Source organism: Maribacter sp., assembly GCF_039974175.1.
Taxonomy (GTDB): Bacteria; Bacteroidota; Bacteroidia; order Flavobacteriales; family Flavobacteriaceae; genus Maribacter_C.
The window spans coordinates 695,751-717,694 of record NZ_JBDWJN010000003.1 but is presented as its reverse complement, the minus strand read 5'-3'; the positions used below and the strand labels follow the sequence as shown (position 1 = coordinate 717,694).

The 21,944-nt window shown below is 38.7% G+C and carries 23 protein-coding genes; 17 read left to right on the top strand and 6 right to left on the bottom strand.

The annotated features are described in order from the left end of the window. Positions 1-107: 107 nt before the first annotated feature. The 16 genes from ABJN95_RS04235 to ABJN95_RS04160 all read left to right on the top strand — a co-directional run bounded on the left by ABJN95_RS04235 (position 108) and on the right by ABJN95_RS04160 (position 14,737). A complete protein-coding gene (locus ABJN95_RS04235; protein WP_348368753.1) occupies positions 108-437 on the top strand; it encodes an iron-sulfur cluster assembly accessory protein in 330 nt (109 codons plus the stop codon). A 17-nt stretch (positions 438-454) separates the two neighbouring features. Continuing rightward, positions 455-1,900 (top strand): Fe-S cluster assembly protein SufB, encoded by a 1,446-nt coding sequence (sufB, locus tag ABJN95_RS04230; protein WP_348368752.1) that lies wholly within the window; start codon positions 455-457, stop codon positions 1,898-1,900. 11 nt (positions 1,901-1,911) lie between these two features. Beyond that, complete coding sequence (locus ABJN95_RS04225) at positions 1,912-2,790, top strand: N-acyl homoserine lactonase family protein (protein WP_348368751.1); 879 nt, start codon at positions 1,912-1,914, stop codon at positions 2,788-2,790. A gap of 5 nt (positions 2,791-2,795) precedes the next feature. After that, positions 2,796-3,548, top strand: a complete 753-nt coding sequence (gene sufC / locus ABJN95_RS04220) for a Fe-S cluster assembly ATPase SufC (RefSeq protein ID WP_348368750.1) — start codon at positions 2,796-2,798, stop codon at positions 3,546-3,548. Positions 3,549-3,628: 80 nt separating this feature from the next. After that, positions 3,629-4,945 carry a Fe-S cluster assembly protein SufD gene (sufD, locus tag ABJN95_RS04215; protein WP_348368749.1) on the top strand — a complete coding sequence of 439 codons (1,317 nt, stop codon included), beginning with the start codon at positions 3,629-3,631 and terminating at the stop codon, positions 4,943-4,945. Beyond that, the gene (locus ABJN95_RS04210; protein WP_348368748.1) at positions 4,935-5,618 is read left to right on the top strand and encodes a porin family protein; all 684 of its coding nucleotides are present in this window, start codon (positions 4,935-4,937) and stop codon (positions 5,616-5,618) included. Before sufD ends, ABJN95_RS04210 begins: the two co-directional genes overlap by 11 nt. An 83-nt stretch (positions 5,619-5,701) precedes the next feature. Continuing rightward, entirely contained in the window at positions 5,702-6,916 is a 1,215-nt protein-coding gene (locus ABJN95_RS04205; protein ID WP_348368891.1) for a cysteine desulfurase, read from the top strand. A gap of 109 nt (positions 6,917-7,025) precedes the next feature. Continuing rightward, complete coding sequence (locus ABJN95_RS04200) at positions 7,026-7,448, top strand: SufE family protein (protein ID WP_348368747.1); 423 nt, start codon at positions 7,026-7,028, stop codon at positions 7,446-7,448. A 7-nt stretch (positions 7,449-7,455) separates the two neighbouring features. Then, complete coding sequence (locus ABJN95_RS04195) at positions 7,456-7,785, top strand: DUF59 domain-containing protein (protein WP_348368746.1); 330 nt, start codon at positions 7,456-7,458, stop codon at positions 7,783-7,785. Positions 7,786-7,860: 75 nt separating this feature from the next. Further along, the gene (locus tag ABJN95_RS04190) at positions 7,861-8,367 is read left to right on the top strand and encodes a DUF2480 family protein (protein ID WP_348368745.1); all 507 of its coding nucleotides are present in this window, start codon (positions 7,861-7,863) and stop codon (positions 8,365-8,367) included. Between the two features lie 78 nt (positions 8,368-8,445). Continuing rightward, positions 8,446-9,390, top strand: coding sequence for a DUF3078 domain-containing protein (locus tag ABJN95_RS04185; RefSeq protein ID WP_348368744.1), 945 nt, complete (start codon positions 8,446-8,448; stop codon positions 9,388-9,390). A gap of 873 nt (positions 9,391-10,263) precedes the next feature. After that, the gene (locus ABJN95_RS04180; RefSeq protein ID WP_348368743.1) at positions 10,264-11,652 is read left to right on the top strand and encodes a HAMP domain-containing sensor histidine kinase; all 1,389 of its coding nucleotides are present in this window, start codon (positions 10,264-10,266) and stop codon (positions 11,650-11,652) included. Between the two features lie 5 nt (positions 11,653-11,657). After that, on the top strand, positions 11,658-12,341 hold the full coding sequence (locus tag ABJN95_RS04175) for a response regulator transcription factor (RefSeq protein ID WP_348368742.1): 684 nt from the start codon (positions 11,658-11,660) through the stop codon (positions 12,339-12,341). Between the two features lie 58 nt (positions 12,342-12,399). Continuing rightward, positions 12,400-13,614: a serine hydrolase domain-containing protein gene (locus tag ABJN95_RS04170; RefSeq protein WP_348368741.1), complete on the top strand. Its 1,215-nt coding sequence runs from the start codon at positions 12,400-12,402 to the stop codon at positions 13,612-13,614. Between the two features lie 47 nt (positions 13,615-13,661). Next, positions 13,662-14,120, top strand: coding sequence for a hypothetical protein (locus tag ABJN95_RS04165; RefSeq protein WP_348368740.1), 459 nt, complete (start codon positions 13,662-13,664; stop codon positions 14,118-14,120). 11 nt (positions 14,121-14,131) lie between these two features. Continuing rightward, on the top strand, positions 14,132-14,737 hold the full coding sequence (locus ABJN95_RS04160; protein WP_348368739.1) for a hypothetical protein: 606 nt from the start codon (positions 14,132-14,134) through the stop codon (positions 14,735-14,737). A gap of 390 nt (positions 14,738-15,127) precedes the next feature. On the opposite strand, the gene hflX is transcribed toward ABJN95_RS04160, so the two are convergent. Then, on the bottom strand, positions 15,128-16,339 hold the full coding sequence (gene hflX, locus ABJN95_RS04155; RefSeq protein WP_348368738.1) for a GTPase HflX: 1,212 nt from the start codon (positions 16,337-16,339) through the stop codon (positions 15,128-15,130). Positions 16,340-16,406: 67 nt separating this feature from the next. Here hflX and ABJN95_RS04150 point away from each other — a divergent pair, with 67 nt between their 5' ends. After that, a complete protein-coding gene (locus ABJN95_RS04150; protein ID WP_348368737.1) occupies positions 16,407-17,381 on the top strand; it encodes an endonuclease/exonuclease/phosphatase family protein in 975 nt (324 codons plus the stop codon). Between the two features lie 16 nt (positions 17,382-17,397). Here the strand turns inward: ABJN95_RS04150 and ABJN95_RS04145 are convergent, their stop codons facing one another. From ABJN95_RS04145 to ABJN95_RS04125, 5 genes are all read right to left on the bottom strand, one after another. Continuing rightward, positions 17,398-17,859 carry an FKBP-type peptidyl-prolyl cis-trans isomerase gene (locus ABJN95_RS04145; RefSeq protein ID WP_348368736.1) on the bottom strand — a complete coding sequence of 154 codons (462 nt, stop codon included), beginning with the start codon at positions 17,857-17,859 and terminating at the stop codon, positions 17,398-17,400. A gap of 54 nt (positions 17,860-17,913) precedes the next feature. After that, entirely contained in the window at positions 17,914-18,627 is a 714-nt protein-coding gene (locus ABJN95_RS04140) for a 3'-5' exonuclease (RefSeq protein WP_348368735.1), read from the bottom strand. Positions 18,628-18,868: 241 nt separating this feature from the next. Further along, a complete protein-coding gene (locus ABJN95_RS04135; RefSeq protein ID WP_348368734.1) occupies positions 18,869-19,342 on the bottom strand; it encodes a methylated-DNA--[protein]-cysteine S-methyltransferase in 474 nt (157 codons plus the stop codon). A gap of 4 nt (positions 19,343-19,346) precedes the next feature. Further along, complete coding sequence (locus ABJN95_RS04130; RefSeq protein WP_348368733.1) at positions 19,347-20,468, bottom strand: hemolysin family protein; 1,122 nt, start codon at positions 20,466-20,468, stop codon at positions 19,347-19,349. Positions 20,469-20,521: 53 nt separating this feature from the next. Continuing rightward, complete coding sequence (locus tag ABJN95_RS04125) at positions 20,522-21,853, bottom strand: serine hydrolase (protein ID WP_348368732.1); 1,332 nt, start codon at positions 21,851-21,853, stop codon at positions 20,522-20,524. Between the last annotated feature and the right edge of the window lie 91 nt (positions 21,854-21,944).

Sequence of the window (21,944 nt, the reverse complement as noted above, 5' to 3'; positions counted from 1 at the left end):
CATACGTTATAATAATGTTAGGAACTCTTGTAAAAAGAGACTTATGCCCTATATTTGTAAACTATTTAGAATCATACCAAATAAATTTGGTAGTAAGCAAGAAGATTATGATTCAAGTATCGGAAACTGCAAAGCAAAAAGTCATCAACCTGATGAATGAGGAAGGTTTTGATGCCGCTAAAGACTATGTTCGCGTCGGTGTCAAAAGCGGCGGCTGCAGTGGGTTGTCTTATGAGTTGGACTTTGATAGCAAGATGGGCGAAACGGATAAGGTCTTTGAAGATAATGATGTGCGAATCATCGTAGATAAGAAAAGCTTTTTGTACCTGGTAGGCACCGTCTTAGAGTATTCTGGCGGCCTTAATGGTAAGGGGTTTGTATTCAACAACCCAAATGCGCAACGAACCTGTGGTTGTGGCGAGAGTTTTTCACTATAACTTAGACATACTAGAGCATGGCATATACTGAAGAGGAGTTAAAGAAAGAATTGGAAACCAAAGAATATGAATATGGTTTCTATACAGATATTGAGTCCGATACTTTCCCAAAAGGATTGAATGAAGAGATTGTTCGTGCAATTTCTAAAAAGAAGAATGAGCCCGAGTGGATGACAGCCTGGCGCTTGGAAGCTTTTCGTATCTGGGAAAAAATGGAGGAACCTGAATGGGCAAATGTTCATTATGAGAAGCCTGATTTTCAGGCCATCAGTTACTATTCGGCTCCAAAAGCTGCTGACCCCAATAAGTCGTTAGACGATGTGGATCCTGATTTATTGGAAATGTATCGAAAATTGGGCATTTCGGTTGATGAACAAAAGAAATTACAAAATGTGGCTGTTGATATTGTGGTCGATTCCGTTTCTGTTGCCACAACCTTTAAAAAGACCTTAGCAGAAAAGGGAATTATCTTTATGCCCATCTCGGAAGCTATCCAAGAACATCCAGAACTGGTAAAAAAATATATGGGCACGGTTGTGCCGAAAACAGATAACTTTTATGCTGCATTGAACTCGGCGGTCTTTACTGATGGGTCATTCTGTTATATTCCCAAAGGAGTAAAATGCCCCATGGAATTGTCTACCTATTTTAGAATTAACGAAGGCGGCACTGGACAGTTTGAGCGTACGTTGGTAATTGCCGATGAGAGTAGCTATGTGAGTTATTTAGAAGGTTGTACGGCACCATCACGAGACGAAAACCAATTGCATGCTGCGGTAGTGGAACTCATTGCTCTAGATGATGCCGAAATAAAATACTCAACGGTACAAAATTGGTATCCTGGTAATAGCGAAGGCAAAGGCGGGGTTTACAACTTTGTGACCAAAAGAGGTTTGTGTGAAACGAATTCGAAGATATCATGGACACAGGTAGAAACGGGTTCTGCGGTTACCTGGAAATATCCTTCCTGTGTACTCAAAGGAAATAACTCCGTGGGAGAATTCTATTCCATTGCCGTAACCAACAATTTTCAACAAGCGGATACGGGTACCAAAATGATTCATTTAGGAAAGAATACAAAAAGCACCATTATTTCGAAGGGTATTTCTGCAGGAAAATCACAAAATAGTTATCGAGGATTGGTGCAAATTGGTTCAAGGGCAGAAAATGCCCGAAACTTTTCACAATGTGATTCCTTACTGATGGGAAATGAATGTGGAGCGCATACTTTTCCGTATATCGAAGCAAAGAATAAAACCGCCCAAATTGAGCATGAGGCAACCACAAGTAAGATTGGGGAAGACCAAATTTTCTATTGCAATCAAAGGGGCATTGATACCGAAAAGGCGATTGCTTTAATTGTAAATGGTTTCAGCAAGGAAGTACTAAATAAACTGCCTATGGAATTTGCAGTAGAAGCACAAAAGCTTTTGGAAATAAGCCTGGAAGGTTCTGTAGGATAAGAAACACGAAAATGAAAAAACGAATTGCAGTATTAGCTATACTTACAGTTGTTTTCTCCTGTAAAGAAATAAAGAAAGAAGTTCCAGAGGCCGCTACGGAGTCTGAAAAAATACAGAAACCAGAGGTTAAACTTTATACCTTCGATGGAGGCACTGTAATGGTTAACAATCTAGAATTGTTTTCACAAGACACCACCTATCATGGCCAGACAAAAGAGTTTGCTGATGCCTTTTATGTTGTGAGTCATCCTAATGGAAACTTAATGTGGGATGCCGGGCTACCAGAAGGGCTCATCGCGATGAATGAACCATTAACTTCAGGTGATGGCAATTTTACAGTTTCAAGAAAAGATTCTGTGGTGAATCAATTGAAATCAATAGGTATGGATATTGATGACATCAATTATATTGCGCTTTCACATACACATTTTGATCATAGCGGCCATGCCAACACCTTTAAGAATTCTACCTGGTTGGTACAAGAAGCGGAACATAGTTTCATTACAAGCGAAGAATCGCAAAAAACAAACGCAGATAATTACAACGCCATAAAAGAACTTACGAAGACTCAAAAGTTAAACGGCGATTTTGATGTTTTTAGTGATGGTAGCGTAATCATCAAATCAATGCCGGGTCATACACCCGGCCATCAAGTTTTGTATCTCGACCTGGCTGAACACGGACCGACTTTATTAACAGGAGACTTGTACCATTTATACGAAAACAGAGCATACAAAAGAGTTCCGATTTTTAATTTCGATGTAAACCAAACCCTCGAGAGTATGGATGCATTTGAGGCTTTTGCCAAAGAAAAGAACGCAAAGGTTTATTTGCAACACCAAAAAGAAGATTTCAATAAAATGCCTAAGGCACCCGAATATTTAAAGTAAAAAATATGCTTAAGATAAATGATTTACACGCTAGTGTAGAGGATAAGGAAATATTAAATGGGATCAACCTTGAAGTAAATGCAGGGGAAGTTCATGCCATCATGGGGCCAAACGGTTCGGGCAAAAGTACCTTGGCAGCTGTAATTGCAGGGAAGGAAGAATTCGAAGTAACCCAAGGGAGTGTAGTTCTCGATGGAGAAGATTTGGAAGATGATGCTCCCGAAGAACGTGCCCACAAGGGTGTTTTTCTTTCATTTCAATATCCAGTAGAGATACCAGGCGTATCGGTTACGAACTTTATGAAGACGGCTATAAACGAGTCGCGCAAGGCAAAAGGCTTAGATGACATGCCGGCAAATCAGATGTTGAAGCTCATTCGTGAGAAGGCTGAAATGTTAGAGATAGACCGTAAGTTTTTGTCTCGCTCTCTGAACGAGGGATTTTCTGGTGGTGAGAAGAAGCGAAACGAAATCTTTCAAATGGCGATGTTAGAACCCAAATTGGCCATCTTAGACGAAACCGATTCTGGTTTGGATATCGATGCCCTTCGTATTGTTGCCAATGGAGTTAACAAATTAAAAAGCAAAGACAATGCGGTTATTGTAATTACACATTATCAGCGTTTGTTAGAGTACATCGTTCCCGATTTTGTACATGTATTGCACAACGGCAAGATTGTAAAATCTGGAGGCAAAGAATTGGCTTTAGAACTTGAAGCAAAAGGGTACGATTGGATTAAACAAGAAGCCACTGTTTAAAAAAAGTAGGTAGTAGCGGTTAGCAGTAAACAAAATTACTTCCTGCCAACGGTCACTGCAATGTGATAGACTTAGAAAATATGGATTTAAAAGGTAAACTAGTTTCCTCCTTTATGGCATTCGAGAATAACGTTGACATTGACCATCCGGTGCACGATGTACGTATTGAGGCTATGAAGAATTTTGAAGAGAAAGGCTTTCCTTCTAGAAAAGAAGAAGCTTGGAAGTATACATCATTGAATAATCTTCAGAAGATTGATTTCAGCATTTTCCCAAAACGAGACAATGCCCTTGATTATAAAGATGTCAAGAAGTACTTTATTCACGACATCGATACCTATAAAATCGTATTTATTGACGGAATATATAGTTCAAACCTTTCCGAAACTACCCACGATGGGGTAGATATCTGTTTGATGAGTTCGGCTTTGACTAAGCCCATGTACAAGGCGGTAATTGATGTTTATTTTAATAAGGTCGCGTCTAAGGAAGAGTCGCTAACCACACTAAACACTGCTTTTAGCAGAGAGGGGGCTTATATTTACATTCCTAAAAATAAAATGCCTAAGAAGCCCGTAGAGATCGTTCATTTTGCCACCGGAAATGAGGCTTCTTTGATGCTACAGCCAAGAAATTTGATTATTGTAGAAGAAAATGCCGAGCTACAAGTTATCGAACGTCATCAAAGTTTAACCTCTAACGAAGTGTTGACCAACTCTGTAACCGAAATTTTTGCGGCCAAAAGCGCTATTGTAGATTATTACAAGGTGCAGAATGATGCTGCAACGGCTTCGCTAGTCGACAACACCTATATCAACCAGAAGAGTAAAAGTTTTGTCAACGTACATACCTTTTCTTTCGGCGGAAAGTTAACACGTAATAATCTAAATTTCTATCAGCATGGTGAGTATATGGACTCTACAATGAAGGGAGTAACCATTTTAGGAGAAAAGCAGCATGTTGATCATCATACCTTAGTGCATCATATAGAACCTAACTGTGAAAGCCACCAAGATTACAAAGGTATTTACGGTGAGAACTCAACTGGTGTTTTCAATGGTAAAATCATCGTAGATAAAATCGCTCAGAAAACCAACGCGTTTCAACAGAACAACAACATCTTAATAAGCGATAAGGCGACTATAAATACGAAACCACAGCTAGAGATTTTTGCAGACGATGTGAAGTGTTCTCACGGTTGCACCATTGGCCAGTTGGATGAGGACGCCATGTTCTACCTCCAATCTCGCGGAATTCCTGAAAAAGAGGCACGGGCCTTACTAATGTACGCTTTTGCAAATAACGTTTTGGAGAGTGTTCGTATTCCTGAACTTAAGGCAAGAATCAACAAATTAATTGCCAAGAAATTGGGCGTTAATCTAGGTTTTGACCTGTAAGCACAAGACGATACCATGTCTTTTTTTTAAAGGGCTTTTCTTAAGCGGGTTTCTTTTTGTTCTTTCTCCAATGTCAGTAGGGGCTCAAGAACCCAGGCTTGGAGTAAAAGGAGGTCTCACTTATGCCACTATAGCAGGCGATTTAACGGAAGGTATTAACCCAAGATTGTCAGGGCATTTGGGTGTTTTTGTAAACTTCGAGTTTTCCGACAAGTTTGCCATACAACCCGAGTTGCTCTATTCTTCTCAGGGTTTTCGTTTTAATACAGATTTGGTTTTTATACAAACTGCCAATCCCCAAATAAACGAACCAGATTTTACCACTGCAGTTCAATTCAACTATGTGTCGATACCCCTTATCGCTCAATTTGAGCTGAGTGATCGCATTGCGATCGAGTTCGGACCCCAGTTTGCCTTTTTGTTGAATCAAGTAACTAAAATCAAAGATTTTGACGGACTTGACACCCAAAATTTAAATGAGCGAGAATCGGTATCTGGTAACTTTCAATTAGATTATGGTGCTGCCGTTGGCATTTTGGTTCACATCAATGATAGGTTTTCAGTTTCTCCTAGATTTTACCTAGGTCTTCGCAACCGTTTAAATGGTGCGATCGGAAATATTCAGAATTACAATGCTGCACTACAACTTTCTGCCAACTATAGCTTTCTATAATCACAAAAACACTTGTATTTCGAACTAGATATCTCCGTTTTTTTAGGGTATAGTGGGTATCTTTGTAAATCAATGCTATGGCTATGTTTGATGTAAATAAAATCCGTAAAGATTTCCCCATACTAGACCGTGAGGTTAATGGAAAACCGCTGGTTTATCTTGATAATGCCGCCACTTCACAGACCCCACAACAGGTAATCGATGTTATAGTTGATTACTATCAAAACTACAATGCGAACATTCATAGAGGGGTTCATGCGCTGTCACAAGAAGCTACTGATAAATATGAGCAGGCAAGGATCAAAATCCAGAAACATTTCAACGCAGCCAAGATCCATGAAATCATTTTTACTTCGGGTACAACCCACAGTATAAATATCGTGGCCAACGGATTTTCATCCCTTATTAAAAAAGGCGACGAGATATTAGTTTCCGCCTTGGAACATCACTCTAATATCGTACCATGGCAAATGCTTTGTGAGCGTACCGGAGGGGTTTTGAAAGTGATTCCCATGAGTCAAAAGGGAGAACTATTGATGGATGTATTTGATGAACTTCTTTCTGAAAGAACCAAATTGGTTTTTTGCAATCATATTTCCAACGCCCTAGGAACCATCAATCCCATAGAAGAAATTATAGATAAAGCACATCAAGTAGGTGCCGCGGTATTAATTGATGGGGCACAGGCCGCGCCTCATATTGTTGCAGACATGCAGGCCCTTGATGTTGATTTTTATACGATTTCTGCACATAAGATTTGTGGGCCAACCGGTGTCGGTATGCTTTATGGCAAAGAGGAATGGTTGAATCAACTCCCCCCATATCAAGGCGGTGGTGAAATGATTGCCGAAGTTACCTTTGAAAAAACCACCTATGCCGATTTGCCGCACAAATTTGAGGCAGGTACTCCCAATATCTGCGGAGGTATTGCTTTTGGGGCCGCCCTAGATTATATGAATGCTATTGGATTCGATGCCATTGCAAAATATGAGCACGAGCTTTTAGAATATGCCACCCGTAAACTACTCGAAATTGAAGGATTAAATATTTATGGTACGGCCAAAAACAAGACCTCTGTGATATCTTTTAATATCGAAGGAATTCATCCGTACGATATAGGTTCTATTCTTGACAAACTCGGTATCGCAGTAAGAACCGGTCACCATTGTGCACAGCCTATAATGGATTTCTTTAAAATTCCTGGCACGGTGCGTGCAAGCTTTTGCTTTTATAATACAAAAGAAGAAGTTGATGTTTTGGTAGATGGAGTTAATAGAGCTAAGAATATGCTGCTTTAGTAAAGATGTTATCCTTGTCTTAAACAATTGAAAACCAAAGTTACTTGTCGTATTTTTGTAAAGATGTTGACCGATCCAAGATGAATCTGAATACTAACCTAGATTAAGAATGCAAATACAAGAAATTCAAGAAGAAATCGTAGATGAGTTTTCAATGTTTGACGATTGGATGCAACGCTACGAGTACATGATAGAATTGGGCAAATCACTCCCGCTTATTGACGGGCAATACAAGACCGATGATAACATAATAAAGGGATGTCAAAGCAAGGTTTGGGTTCATGCGGAGTTAAAGGAGGATAAATTGGTTTTTACCGCCGACAGTGATGCCATAATTACCAAAGGGATTATTGCGATATTGATCAGAGCGTTTAGCAACCAAAGGCCAGCGGATATTATTGAGGCAAATACTGATTTTATTGATGAAATTGGATTGAAAGAACATTTATCACCAACCCGGGCCAACGGATTGGTCAGTATGATAAAACAATTGAAATTGTACGCTGTGGCCTACCAGACACAGCTAAATTAAGAGCGTTATGAGCGAAGAGACAACAATAGACACCCAGGAACTTGGAGAGAAAATAGTAAACGTTTTAAAAACCATTTATGACCCAGAGATACCAGTCGATATCTACGAATTGGGTTTGATATACGATGTGTTGGTCAATGAGGAAAATGATGTTAAGATACTGATGACACTTACGTCTCCTAACTGTCCTGTTGCCGAAACACTTCCGGTGGAAGTCGAAGAGAAGGTGAAATCATTGAATATGGTAAAAGATGCAGAGGTCGAAATTACTTTTGATCCACCCTGGACACAAGACCTTATGAGTGAAGAGGCCAAGTTAGAATTGGGGTTACTGTAAATTAATTAATTATCAGGTCGCGCTCTTCTACTGTCGCTCAAGACAAGCAAGGGCTAGACCCTTTTGATAAGTACTATGCCTGATGAAATTGTAAATAGAGTTGCCCAAAGCCAACTGCTTACATTTGACCTTGAGGATTATTATCTTGAAGGCCGACGCGTTGTTTTAGACATTAAAGACTGGTTGCACGAGGGTTTTATCTTAAGAGAGAAAGAATTCAGAAATCATGTTTCCAAGCACAATTGGGAGCAATACAAAGATAGTTTTGTTGCGCTTAACTGTTCTACAGAGGCCATTGTTCCGGGATGGGCAAATATGCTAATAGCCTCTAAGCTGCAACCCTTTGCTAAAAAGGTGGTTGTAGGCGATCTGGAGCAATTGGAAACTGCAATCTATCAAGCGACAATTGAAGACCTTGATGTCAGCCCTTATCAAGACAAACCGGTCATCATAAAAGGGTGTACAAATAAGCCCGTACCACCCAACGCCTACCTTTGGATTACTGCAAAAATACAGACGGTCGCCAAGAGCGTTATGTACGGTGAGGCCTGCTCTTCGGTGCCTTTGTATAAGAAGAAATAATGCGAGATATATTCGTGTTTTCTTGACATTTCTTACCTTTGCCCCACAAAATTCCCTTAAACACTAAACATTAACATTATGAGAAAATCACTTTTTGCTGCTACAGCATTGTTCGTATGTGCGTTCACTTTTGCACAAACCGATACGCAAACTGCAGATGAGTTAAAGGCGCAATTGGGTCCTAAAAAAGATTCTATTGCGGCTATTCAAGGAAGGCTTGACGCTATTCAGGCTGAAATCGATGCCCTCCCCGGCTGGAGAAAAGGAATGTTCGGAACGATAGGAGCAAATTTAGCGGGTTCTAAAAATTGGTATTCGCAAGGAACTCCCAACAATTCTTCAGGAAATATAGGGGTTACACTGAACGGTTTTGCCAACCTAAAACAAGAAAAGTACTTCTGGAATAACGCTGCAAATATCAATTTGCAATGGGTGAAGTTAGATAATAAAGATATTGATACTGATGATGATAGTTTCAATGGTACAACCGATGTATTTAATATCACTTCGCTTTTTGGGTATAATCTAAGTAAAAAATTTGCGGCTTCTGCCTTAGCGGAATATCGTACTTCTATTATTAACAACTTTAATGACCCCGGTTATCTTGATTTTGGTGTAGGGGTTACTTGGTTGCCGGTACAAGATATGGTGGTTGTGATCCACCCATTAAACTACAACTTTGTATTTTCTAGTGAAGACTCGGTATTTGAGTCTTCTACAGGAGCCAAGATCGTGGTAGACTATACCAGACAAATAGGAGCAGTTAACTTCAAAACCAACTTCTCTACTTTTCAGAGTTACAAGAGTGGCGATTTATCTAACTGGACATGGATAAACTCTTTTGGTTACACCTTGTGGAAAGGAATCGGATTAGGGTTTGAATTCGGTTTAAGAAATAACAAACAAGAGGCGTTGGCGAATGCCCTTGGTTTGACACCAACCCCTACTCCAACACCAACATTTGACAATGTTGACAACCCTGTACAGAGTTATTGGTTGTTTGGATTGAACTACTCGCTTTAATAGCACTTACCTATATAAAAGTAAACGCCCTGACATTGTCAGGGCGTTTTTAGTTAAGTAGGATTCGTTAAATTTGGTTGTTACAGTCAATAAAATCAAATTTTCAGGTCAAGCCTAGACTTGGGTACAATCCAAATACTTAAAATTTTCGGTTAAGATTAGTTTCATTGGGACATAACACTAAATCTCAAATACATGACCAATGTAAATGTAGCATGCAATATCCCTAAATTTTTGTTGTGAACGATTCGATATCTGTTGTGAACTAAGTTAAAATGTATGGTCTTATCGATGAACTGCACACTTTTTTATTGCTATTATTCATAACAGTTTGGCATCATAAAAAAACCCCAACTTACGTCAGGGTATTTTTTACAAAGTAGGTATTAGTAAAATTTGAGTTCCGATTCTTAATCGGTTTAAACTTTTTTGGTCAAGTATCGATTTGGGGAAAGATACTTTCAAAAATTCAGTTAAGTTCAAGATTCGATTTGGGGTCAATACTATCACTTAATAACAATGTAAAGATATCGCAGTTTCTCAATCTTACTAAATTATTGTTGTGAACCCATCCTAAAATGTTGTGTGTCGGATGAACGGCTTTTCTCGCTCGATAAACAGTAAGGGTGAAGTCGCATAATGAGGTCAATTATGTTCTTTGCTTTATTGTAAAAAAGCATGAAGGGCTTCTTTTTATACGTTAATGGCTTGTTTTTTACTGTTAAATACGCCGTTAACGAATCATTGAAAACCTCCTATAAATAGGCGCTCAACACAAATTTAACGTTAATGGTGGGTTAACGGTAGCTCCATTTTATGCAAAACCTAGTGTTTATTCTACTTTTGAAATGTTGGGACGTTTAAAAACCAAACATGAAGAAAAAAATAAACATACTTATCATTACTGCGGTAATAACACTTATGGCGTTAACGGGAATCCAAACCTATCTTATTTACAACACCTATGAGCTAAAGAAAAAAGCGTTTTTAAACGAAACTAAGAACGCTGTAGGTAGATTGGATGATGAAGCGGAATTAGTCGTAGAAACGGCCGAACTTTGGGGGCAACAATTTGCAGAACTTCTTTGGGAATATCGATTTGAAGATTTAGCAAAGGAAGAATTTCTTGACATATTAAGACAGGATAAAGATTCATTGTCGAAGGTCTTTAATAAGCTGTATCAAGCTGAGTTGAAAAAGTCAAACTTAGGGTATGAGATGCAATTTAAAAAGAGTATTTATTCCATTACCATTGTTGATTCTATTGCCAATGATACCGTATATGCATTCAATGAAGAAAATCCCATCTTTGTACTTGGTGAGAATTTTGATGAAGATGAAGGGTATAATATTAGTCAGGCGAGATGGCAAACTGATTATTCACAAATTGATGATCAGGGTATAGAAAGAACATTCGAGTTTCGGGTCATGACCAGAGATCGAATGAGTATTTCAGAATGGAAACGCATTTTACTTGGTCGAATGGCAGGGGTATTGACAGGATCAATTTTGCTGCTACTTTTTGTGGTTGGCCTATTCTACTATTCCATAAAAAACCTCATCAAACAGAAAAAAGTTGCTGATGTAAAAACTGATTTCATCAATAACATTACCCATGAGCTAAAAACACCCCTGGCTACCTTAAGTCTTGCCTCTAAGAGCTTAAAACAAAGAGAGATATTAGATTCTCCCAAAGCATTTGATATTACGCTTGGCATACTAGATCGTCAAAATACCAGATTGCAAAAACTTATCGATCAGGTTATGACCAATAGCTTAGGATCTGAAGAATTGGTATTGAATAAAGAGCAAGTAATCGACAACGCCTATTTTAAGAACATCATTGACGATTTTTCGCTTTCAGTACAAAGTCAAGACCTAAGTATTCAAAGGCAAATTGAACCCAAGGAGGTAATGTTGCGAATAGATACTTTTTTGTTTACCACGGCCTTGTTCAACATTCTCGAAAACGCTGTTAAATATGGAAAGGAAACAATTGAGATAAGAATTACGACCCGATTAACCAACAATCACTACGAAATTGAAATATTCGATAATGGAATTGGAATTTCGCAAAAAGACCAAATAGCCATTTTTGAGAAGTTCTATAGAGTGGTCTCTGGAAATGTTCATAATGTTAAAGGACTAGGCCTTGGGTTGTATTATACCAAGCAAGTTGTAGACGCTCATGACGGAAGCATTGGGCTAGAAAGCGAGGTAAACAAAGGCACAACGTTTAAAATTACCATACCTGTAAATTAAGATTTATGGCACGCGTACTATTAGCAGAAGATGATTTTGATTTTGGAAGTATTCTAAAACAGTATTTGGAAATACATGAGTATCAGGTCACATGGGCAAAAGATGGCAAGGAAGCATGGGATTGTTTTGCGAAGAGTGACTTTGACATTTGTGTGTTTGATGTGATGATGCCAAAAATGGATGGTTTCACCTTGGCCGAAAAAGTGGTTGCTTTAAATCCTGAGGTGCCATTTGTGTTTCTAACGGCCAAGAAGTTGAAAGAGGATAGAATCACTGGCTTGAAACTAGGGGCTGATGACTATATCGTCAAACCCTTTGAAGCTGATATTTTGGTATTGCGATTAAAAAATATCTTGAAACGCACACAGCGAATTCAGGCTCGAAAGGAAGCCTTGAGCAAAATTGGAAAATACGAATTCGATTCTATTAATCATAAATTGTTGTTGGGTGGGCAAGAGCAACGGTTGACCGAAAAAGAGACGGTTTTGATACAGTATTTATACCAAAATAAAAACACAATGATTAAGCGCGAAGACCTCCTCAAAGACGTTTGGGGCAACGACGACTTTTTCTCAGGAAGAAGTATGGACGTATTCATTAGCCGACTTCGGAAATACTTTAAACAAGATGCCACTATTGCTATTGAAAGTGTTCGAGGTGTTGGATTAACATTTAAAATTAATCAATAAAGGGAGTTTATCTCATCAATACATACTGAACGTGCTTCAGTGTCAAAAAACGAAAAACATGAAAAATAGTACAATCACTTTGTTACTGCTAATCACGGTGGCACTTAATGTAAAGGCCCAAAAAGCTGAAGAAAAACTACATCAAAAACTAGATAGCATAGTTAAGCAAGGCGGACTTGTCGGATTTGGTGTATCAGTTTTTTCCACTGATGATATCTTATACCAAAAAGGCTATGGGTACGCAGACAAGGAAAATGATAAACCTTATACAATCAATACCATTCAGAACATTGGTTCAATTTCAAAAACTTTTATCGGAGTGTCTTTGATGAAGGCTGTAGAACTTGGTCTATTTTCGATAGATACGCCTATTAATGATATTTTACCATTTCAAGTAGTTCATGCAAAGCATCCAGAAAAACAGATAACTATTGCCCATTTAGCTACACATACGTCTGGGATATATGATACTGACAAAGCCTATGATATGAGCTATGTGTTGGAAAACCCAGAGGAGGTCGAACCCGATATATATGACAGGAATACTGCAAAATACATGCACGAATTAATCAAGAATAAACCTATGGCACTTGGGGCTTTTCTAAAAGCGTATTTTACCTCAGAAGGAAGTATGTATAAAAAGAAAAACTTCTTAAAGACCGCCCCGGGGGAAAAGTACAATTATTCTAATATGGGAGCTGCTTTGGCCGCGTATTGTATTGAAGTAGCCTCACAAAAATCTTTTCCTGAGTTTACACAGGAACACATTTTTAGCAAAATTGGCATTAAAAATATGGGGTGGTCTTATGATTCAATCGATGAAGAAAATCATGCAAAGACGTATTCCGACAATGGCATAGCATTACCTAAGTATTCATTGAACAGCTATCCTGATGGAGGATTGCGTACAAGTGTTTTCGGGCTTACGAAGTACGCACAAGAAATGATAAACTGCTATTATGGTAAAGGAATGGTTCTAACAAAGGAACAATGCGAAGAAATGATGCGGGCACATTTAACAAAAGAACACTATCGTACAAAGCAAGAAGTAAAAAGCAACTACGGCTACTTTTGGGAGCGCAATAGAAACAACATAATCGGACATAATGGAGGAGACCCTGGCATTGTGACGCTCATGTACTACTACGAAGACATTAAACTAGGAGCCATTTTCTTTACGAATTCCAATGCGCTTGATAACCCTATAGCATCACAGTTGATTCAAGAAAGTTGGAATGCCATTCGAGTATATCAAAAGGAGAAAGCGCAATAAGCCTACAGTCAGTCAGAGATATCAAAATAATCTAAAAAACGAAAAACATGAAAAATTTAAAAATCACATTATGCATGGTAGTATTAGCCGTTCTAGGCGTATCTGCCCAGAAAACAAAGAATAATACCTTTCATTTAAGTCCCGAAATGGTAAAGATCTACGACTTTGAAACTTCTACTAAAGGAGTGCACTATGAGTATCAGTTTGAAGATGACTACACTGTCAAGTTGACCAATAAAGCCTATAAAATAAGCTTGTTTTTTGAAGATGGTCAGATTGAAGCTGTTCAAAAAGCAGTTTCTAAAGTTTTAGATGACAACAGAACTTCATCTGGATTCAAAACGATGGTTTGGAAAAAAACAGCCCATGATGGTAAACCAACGTATAAAGTTGAACTTAAAAATAATAAACTTCGAATAGAACTTACCCGTAAAAATTCAGATGAAACGGTCTATAAGACCCTGAGTACTCTCGGGCAAGAATTCATCAAAGCTATAAACAGTTAACAACAGAAATCATGAGAACTTTAGTATATATATTATTAAGCGTGTTAGTAGGCATTTTTAATACTTTCGCGCAAGAGGAGGCCAGCTCTAAAGAGACAGATAATGAGATATCATTTTCATTCGACGGAGACATTTCTTTTTCTGGAGCTGAAAACATGTATTTCTCCACAAGTGATTCTGATGATACTTTTAAGGTTAGGGCAAAGTTTCCTGAGCGTAAAACCGTGAAAATAAGAAAGTATTTGAAAGAAGAATTAGGAGATCGGAACATGAAAATTTCCGGCAGCAAACAGCTTTGGAAAATAGAATATAACGGTGACACTGCTTATGAAATTAAGGTAGATGATGGCAGTCTAAGAATCTTTGTAGATAAGGTACTGGTCTCTTCTTCCATGTTCAACAAGTTGAAAACGATTACTAAAAATATTAAGAACTATACTTCAGGAAAATCTGAGGAGAAACGCGAGGAGGAGCGACTAAAACGAGATGAGGAACGTCTGGAAAGGGAAGCTGAACAACTCATGCGAGATGCGGAACGAAAAATGCGCGAGGCAGAACGCCTGCAAAGAGAAGCAGAACGATTAAAAAACGAGGCTGCAAGAAAGACTGATCAATAAGATAAAAAAGCCCTCCGATTTGGAGGACATTTTTATCAAAGTAGGTTTGGTTAATTGGGTTTGGTATGCTAAATATTTATAGGCTTCAAGTATTGATTTGGGATCGATACGTTTGATTTTCAGTTAAGTTCAAGATTCGATTTGGGATCAATGCTATCACTTAATTACAATGTAAATGTATATCAGCTTTACGATTTCTCGAAATTATTGTTGTGAAGTAGGCTTAGCATGTTGTGAAAAATATAAGAGGTTTTATTTCTTCGACGAAATGCACAATAAGATGCTATGATCTACATGGTATTCGCACTTGTTAGATTCGATCTACTTTTTGTCTATTTACAAAAAGATATTGCGAAATGCATAAGCTCAAGTACTTGGGTTCGCGCCCAACTAATACTCGTCTAAATGTTCAGGGTATAGAAAGTTATTGTAAGGAAAGCGGGTTACATGGATATCACGCACTTCCTTATAGACTTTTTTTCTAAACTCGTCTAGGTTCTCTCTGTTTAAAGCAGAAATAAAAAGAGCACGATTACCAACTTTTTGCATCCAGGTTTTTTTCCATTCTTCGATTGTGAAATGTTTAGCGATCTTCTCGGTAACCAGATCATCTTCATCGATAGTCTCATGTTCATACTGATCGATCTTGTTAAAGACCATGATTATTTTCTTATCGGCACTTTTAATCTCTGCCAAAATCTTGTTTACCGATTCAATGTGCTCTTCGAATTGTGGATGAGAGATATCTACAACATGTAATAAGAGGTCAGCTTCACGCACTTCGTCTAAGGTGCTTTTGAAACTCTCAACGAGTTGGGTAGGAAGTTTGCGAATAAACCCTACGGTATCACTTAGCAAAAAAGGAAGGTTACCCAATACAACTTTTCGAACGGTGGTGTCTAAAGTAGCGAAAAGCTTATTTTCGGCAAAGACCTTGCTTTTACTGATGACGTTCATTAAGGTTGATTTTCCCACATTGGTATACCCTACCAGTGCAACACGTACCAAAGCACCACGATTACCACGTTGGGTTTCCATCTGGCGATCTATTTTGGTCAATTTCTTTTTCAAAAGCGAAATGCGATCACGAACGATACGCCTATCGGTTTCAATTTCAGTTTCACCAGGGCCGCGCATACCGATACCCCCTTTTTGACGTTCTAGGTGTGTCCAAAGTCCGGTTAGTCTTGGAAGTAGATATTCATATTGGGCCAATTCGACCTGCGTTCGTGCATAGCTTGTTTGAGCACGCTGTGCGAAAATATCGAGAATGAGGCTAGTACGATCAATAATTTTACATCGCAATTGCTTTTCTATATTGCGTTGCTGTGCCGGACTTAATTCATCATCAAAAATAACTGAACCGATTTCGTTTGCTTCAACATAGGCCTCCACTTCTAGCATTTTACCGCTCCCTATTAAAGTTTTAGGGTTGGGCACATCCATTCGTTGTACAAAGCGCTTGAGTACTTCCCCTCCCGCCGTGTAGGTTAAAAATTCAAGCTCGTCTAAATACTCGTTTACCTTTTCCTCATTCTGCTCGCGGTTCATAATACCGATAAGAACCGCTCTTTCATAATCTATGGACTTCTTTTCAAGCATAAACCTAATTTAAAGTGCAAATCTAGGTAACGATTTTTGTAAATTTGACTCCCCAACAAGAAAAACCATGATTTTCTCATTTTTAAAGAAGAAAAAGGGAAAGGACATTTTTACGATAGGCTTTTACAATCTAGAAAATTTGTTCGATACCGAGGACGATCCTGATACTTTGGATGACGAATTCACACCTAAGGGTTTTAAAAAATGGTCAATGAGGCGTTACAAGCGCAAGTTGTATAAATTAGCTAAGACCATTTCAGAAATCGGAGATAAAACTACCAAAAACCCACCAGTAATACTGGGTATTGCGGAGGTAGAGAATGAGCGGGTTGTTCAAGATTTAATTAATGCAGAACCCCTTCGCAATATCGATTATTCCTATGTTCATTACGATTCGCCAGATGAGCGAGGTATCGATACGGCACTGATTTACCGAAAATCAATTTTTGAAGTATTGTATTCAGAACCCATCACTTTGATGATTTTTGAAAAAGACGGTAGACGCGATACCACACGTGATATTCTTTATGTAAAAGGGAAATTAAATAATGAGGAGGTTCACATTTTTGTCAATCATTGGCCTTCCCGTAGAGATGGTAACGACGAAACAAGCTATAAACGCCTGAAGGCTGCTGAAACTATTAAAGAATATATGGCCCATATTGATGAAAAAATTGAAAACCCCAATTACATTGTAATGGGCGATTTTAACGATGGCCCAAATTCAGAAAGTATTCAATCGCTTATGCAGTCGAAGCATTTATATAATCCGATGGAAAAACTACTTAATCCTGAACGGGGAAGTGCTAATTACCGGAAAACCTGGATGCTGTTTGACCAAATTTTGGTTTCTCACAATTTATTGAATTACGAAAAAGGGACTCACAGTTTTGCCCATGCGAATATCTTTGACGAAGCTTTCTTAACCGAGTTTAAAGGAAAATACAAGGGCACCCCCTATAGAACCTATGCAGGAAGAAAATACATCGGGGGTTATAGTGACCACTTTCCTGTTTATATACAATTGAAGTATAACGGCTAGTAGTTTGAAGAAAGGATCAGTTGTTCACTGAGAGCAATTTCACTTCGAATATAAGTACTGAACCGCCCGGAATTCCTCTTTTATCAAAACTACCGTATCCCAAATGAGCGGGTACTAGAAGTAAGCCGTTACCACCTACTTTAAAATAGGGGATGCCTTCTGTCCAACCATTTATGACCTGTTGCAGGCCAAAAGAAATACCCTGCGCATCGCTTTCGTCAAATACCGATCCATCTAAAAAGTATCCTTTATAAGCGACGGTAACATTTGAGGCAGCTGACGGCTGCGCTCCTGTACCTGTATCATCGATAATATAATACAAACCAGAATCACTTCTTTGTGCAACTAATTTATTGTCAGTGATGTATTTGGAAATTTCTTCTTCGTTTTGTGCCTTGAAGTCTATTTTCTCAGCTTTCTTATCACCATTACATGAAACGAAAAGAAACAATAATGCGACAAAAGGGAAATACTTCATATTGGGGGCGTTTTCAGATGTCAAATATATAAAACCGCTAAACTTTGCTGCTGTTTAGACCTTCTTTATTTCTGTAAGATCTAGTAATTCTTCTCCACGTAATCTTAAAAGTACCTGAGCTGTGGTTATTACGTCTTTTTCACAGTAGGTGATAATACGGTCAATATCATTTTCCTCATAGTATACGTGTCGAACTTGACTACCATCAATATCATCTTTAGGCGATGGAATACCCAATATGTTTGCCAATAGTTTAAGGGAAGTGAAATGTTTATAATCCCCAAATTTCCATAGTTCCATAGTATCTAGATGCGGAATCTCCCATGGTTTTTTACCAAAGAGATTTAACTTGTAAGGCAGTTCTAGTTTATGTATGATCATTCGTCTAGCGATATAAGGGAAATCAAATTCTTTAGCATTGTGACCACATAACAAGTGTTTACTTGTGCTAAAATGAGTATTTAGAAGATTTTTGAACTCCTGTAGTAGTTGTTTCTCATCGCCATGAAAGGTAGTGGTTCTAAATGTGCGTATAGTTCCTTTAAAATTGAAATAACCCACTGAAATACAGATAATTTTTCCGAATTCGGCCCAAATTCCTGCGCGTTCGTAAAATTCTTCGGGTGTAAATTCATCTTTGCGCTGGTATTTCGATTTCTGATCCCAAAGGGCTTGTTTTTCAACATCGAGTTCGGCAAAAGACGCTGTTTCAGGTACTGTTTCTATATCGAGAAAAAGAATATGTGCTAAATTGACTTTATGTAACATCTACTGCTAATTGGATATACAATTTTTGTGGAAAACAAGATACAAAATTTGAGATTTGAGTCTCGACGAATTACCTATTTCCCAAAAGAATAGAACCGACTTGTGAGTCGGTTTAGGCTTAGAAAAGCAGAGGTAATTATTTCAATAACCTATAAGTCAAAAGGTTTTATCGATTAAATGCAGCGAAATCAAAATCTAATTCCATCCAGTTTATGCACACAGACCAAGCAGTCTTTAAAATTCAAAATAGCGTTTGCTGTTTTACAGGATTTTCGTGATCCAACAACCACTTTTTTCGATGTAATCCTCCTGCATAACCAGTTAAGGATCCATCGCTTCCAATTACACGATGACAGGGGACAATAATCCACAAAGGGTTCTTTCCATTTGCGGCCGCCACGGCCCGAATGGCTTTTACATCGCCCAGTTTTTTGGAAAGTTCTAAGTACGACAGGGTTTTTCCATAGGGAATATGGAGTAGTTGCTCCCAAACGCCTTTTTGAAAAGGGGTGCCCTGTGGATTTAATTGAAGATCGAATTTTTTACGTTCTCCTGCAAAATATTGCTGTAACTGGCAGGCCGCCTCTTCAAGCACAATAGGAATCACGGATGTAAGATGCTTTTCAGTGTTCAATACCGATACTACAGATAGCCCATCTTGGGTGCCTTCTAATTTTGCCGTTCCCAGAGGAGTCGATATATAGGCGGTTTCCATGGTATCATTCTTCTTTGGTTTCGTTATCTAGAAGTCCTGATTTTTTCGCTCTGATTTCCCAATTCTTTCGAGCTAACTCTTGCAAATCAGCCACATTATCACTTTCGTCCATTATTTCTAAGCCTAATAGCGTCTCAATAATGTCTTCCATGGTAACTAGGCCACTCACAGAACCGTATTCATCAACAACAAGCGCAATATGGATTCTTCTTCGAATGAGGGTGTCAAAAAGTACCGGAATTGGCGTATTGCGCTTTGTAATCAAGATTTCTCGGCGAATCTCAGCTAAAGGTATTTCGCCATTACCATTGACCATTTCCTCAAGCACATTGTTTTTAAGCACAAAACCTGTTATATGATCTTCTTTTTGACTATACACCGGAATCCTCGAAAAGCGGAGTTTAGGATTCTCATTGAAGAACTCCTGTACGGTTTGGTCTTCAGAAGCTATCTTTACCACGGCCCGGGGGGTCATAACATCTTTTACCAATACTTCATCAAATTGCAATAGATTCTTGATTATTGTAGATTCAGATTTTTCGAAAACACCGTCCTCATGTGCAATATCAGCCATAGCCGTAAAATCTTCCCTACTAAGCGCACTGCCATGATGCCCTTTTCCACCAACCAATTTTGTAAACAGTTGTAGTACCCAAAGCAAACCGGTATATTTTAACGCCAAGACCATAATGCGTAAGGTTTTTGCGGTAAAATTTGACAGTTGCTTCCAGTAAGTGGCTCCAATTGTTTTGGGTATAATCTCGGAGGCAACCAAAATCAAGATAGTCATTATCGTAGATACGACACCGACCATCAAATCTTCAGTAAACTCGATGCCAAGAAAAGACCGTGTTGTAGTACCATACAGCTGGGCATAGGCCGCTTTCGCTTGCACACCTACCAAAATAGCACCGACAGTATGCGCTATGGTATTGAGTGTTAGAATGGCAATTAGTGGTTTATCGACATCCTTTTTAAGTTCTTCCAAAGTTGTCGCATAGACTTTTCCTTCCTTTTTCTTGACGTTAATAAAGGTAGGATTTACGCTCAAAAGGACAGCTTCCAAAATAGAGCAGAGAAAAGAGAAGAAAATGGAAATTACAGCGTAAAAAATCAGCAAGCCCATGTAGTCTGGTTTTAAAATGCGAAGATACCAATTAAATCAGTATATAAACCTGTTCAATCTATGGGCAAGGATGCTTGGTAAAACACCTGTTGCACGGCTTCCCGTATTTTAAGTTTGTACAAATTGCGATGATCTCTAGTAGGGTTTACGCGATTGGAAAGAAAAATATATACTAATTGGTTTTCTGGATCGGCCCAAACGAATGTACCCGTAAAACCAGAGTGTCCAAAACTTTCTGCACTTACTTCTGGTGCAGGATAGGCCTCAGAAAAAGCAAGTGCGCTATTATCTAAAGAAGGCTTGTCAAAGCCCAGTCCTCTGCGATTTTCGTTGTCGGGATATTGCACCTTTACAAATTCCCTTAGGGTGGCTTCGGAAATATATCTTTTGCCATTGTAGTTGCCATATTGCATATACATTTGCATGAGTTTGGCCAAGTCGGTGGCTGTAGCAAATAACCCGGCATTACCAGAAACCCCACCTAATAAAGAGGCATTTTCATCGTGCACCCAGGCTCGTGTAAGTGTATGGCGGAATAGGGTGTCCTCCTCGGTGGGTACGATTTGGTTGATGTATCCTTTTGTTTTAGGTCGAAACCCCATGGTAGTGGCTCCAAGTGGCCGATAGAAAGTACGCTCAAGGTAGTTTTCATACGATTGACCCGTTAATTGTTCGATCAGTTTCGGGAAAATCAGAAAAGTTAAGCCAGAATATGTATACTTCTTTTCTTCTGATACTTTCGACCGATTGATGATTCGGTACATTTTTCGATTGAAGTTGTTTTTGATATATAATTCGTCATAGGCTTGCTTTTCATATCCTCGTTTCGGCCCCCTTCTTACAAAACGTTTTTTGATACCCCCATTCTTTTTAAGCACGGTATTCAGAAAAACGATATACGGTGTCAATCCTGCTTGATGGGCTAGAATTTCCCTAAGCGTTAGTGCTTTCTTGTCCGATACTTTAATCCAAGGCTTCCAATAGGTGCTAAACGGTTTGTCTAAATCAAGTTTTCCTTCATCCACCAATTTCATAAGAGCGGGCAAAGGGCCGGTAATTTTAGTAACCGATGCCAAATCGTAAATATCATCTAAAGCGACCCGTTGAATACTATCATAGGTATGAAAACCGTAGGCCTTATGGAAAATAATTTTTGAGTCCTTAGCGACCAAAATTTGTGCTCCGGGGAAAGCCTCCATAATTATTCCTTTTGTAATAATGGAATCCACTTTGGCGTGGATATAGGTAGAATCTAAATGTACTTCAGAGGGGTTGGCATGAGTGAGTACGTTGAGGTCAGAAATGAGCATTTTTGGCCCAGTGGCCTCCTGTGCAAAGCCCATAACACACAATAAACCAAATAGTATAAAAAATGGTTTTCTCATTTTTGAGAGTTTTATAGTAACCCTTTATCGCCCGAAGCGATCGAGAGCTCAGATAGACAATTTTGGTGACCAATGGTTTGTCGAGTACTTT

Bases quoted from the DNA above. Each gene is read 5' to 3' on its own strand.
- ABJN95_RS04160 (WP_348368739.1), top strand. From the start codon at position 14,132: ATGAGAACTTTAGTATATATATTATTAAGCGTGTTAGTAGGCATTTTT.
- ABJN95_RS04235 (WP_348368753.1), top strand. From the start codon at position 108: ATGATTCAAGTATCGGAAACTGCAAAGCAAAAAGTCATCAACCTGATG.
- ABJN95_RS04190 (WP_348368745.1), top strand. From the start codon at position 7,861: ATGCCTGATGAAATTGTAAATAGAGTTGCCCAAAGCCAACTGCTTACA.
- ABJN95_RS04130 (WP_348368733.1), bottom strand. From the start codon at position 20,468: ATGGGCTTGCTGATTTTTTACGCTGTAATTTCCATTTTCTTCTCTTTT.
- ABJN95_RS04205 (WP_348368891.1), top strand. From the start codon at position 5,702: ATGTTTGATGTAAATAAAATCCGTAAAGATTTCCCCATACTAGACCGT.
- ABJN95_RS04225 (WP_348368751.1), top strand. From the start codon at position 1,912: ATGAAAAAACGAATTGCAGTATTAGCTATACTTACAGTTGTTTTCTCC.
- ABJN95_RS04165 (WP_348368740.1), top strand. From the start codon at position 13,662: ATGAAAAATTTAAAAATCACATTATGCATGGTAGTATTAGCCGTTCTA.
- ABJN95_RS04140 (WP_348368735.1), bottom strand. From the start codon at position 18,627: ATGTTACATAAAGTCAATTTAGCACATATTCTTTTTCTCGATATAGAA.
- ABJN95_RS04195 (WP_348368746.1), top strand. From the start codon at position 7,456: ATGAGCGAAGAGACAACAATAGACACCCAGGAACTTGGAGAGAAAATA.
- hflX (WP_348368738.1), bottom strand. From the start codon at position 16,339: ATGCTTGAAAAGAAGTCCATAGATTATGAAAGAGCGGTTCTTATCGGT.
- ABJN95_RS04175 (WP_348368742.1), top strand. From the start codon at position 11,658: ATGGCACGCGTACTATTAGCAGAAGATGATTTTGATTTTGGAAGTATT.
- ABJN95_RS04125 (WP_348368732.1), bottom strand. From the start codon at position 21,853: ATGAGAAAACCATTTTTTATACTATTTGGTTTATTGTGTGTTATGGGC.
- ABJN95_RS04185 (WP_348368744.1), top strand. From the start codon at position 8,446: ATGAGAAAATCACTTTTTGCTGCTACAGCATTGTTCGTATGTGCGTTC.
- ABJN95_RS04180 (WP_348368743.1), top strand. From the start codon at position 10,264: ATGAAGAAAAAAATAAACATACTTATCATTACTGCGGTAATAACACTT.
- ABJN95_RS04170 (WP_348368741.1), top strand. From the start codon at position 12,400: ATGAAAAATAGTACAATCACTTTGTTACTGCTAATCACGGTGGCACTT.
- ABJN95_RS04150 (WP_348368737.1), top strand. From the start codon at position 16,407: ATGATTTTCTCATTTTTAAAGAAGAAAAAGGGAAAGGACATTTTTACG.
- sufC (WP_348368750.1), top strand. From the start codon at position 2,796: ATGCTTAAGATAAATGATTTACACGCTAGTGTAGAGGATAAGGAAATA.
- sufB (WP_348368752.1), top strand. From the start codon at position 455: ATGGCATATACTGAAGAGGAGTTAAAGAAAGAATTGGAAACCAAAGAA.
- sufD (WP_348368749.1), top strand. From the start codon at position 3,629: ATGGATTTAAAAGGTAAACTAGTTTCCTCCTTTATGGCATTCGAGAAT.
- ABJN95_RS04200 (WP_348368747.1), top strand. From the start codon at position 7,026: ATGCAAATACAAGAAATTCAAGAAGAAATCGTAGATGAGTTTTCAATG.
- ABJN95_RS04135 (WP_348368734.1), bottom strand. From the start codon at position 19,342: ATGGAAACCGCCTATATATCGACTCCTCTGGGAACGGCAAAATTAGAA.
- ABJN95_RS04145 (WP_348368736.1), bottom strand. From the start codon at position 17,859: ATGAAGTATTTCCCTTTTGTCGCATTATTGTTTCTTTTCGTTTCATGT.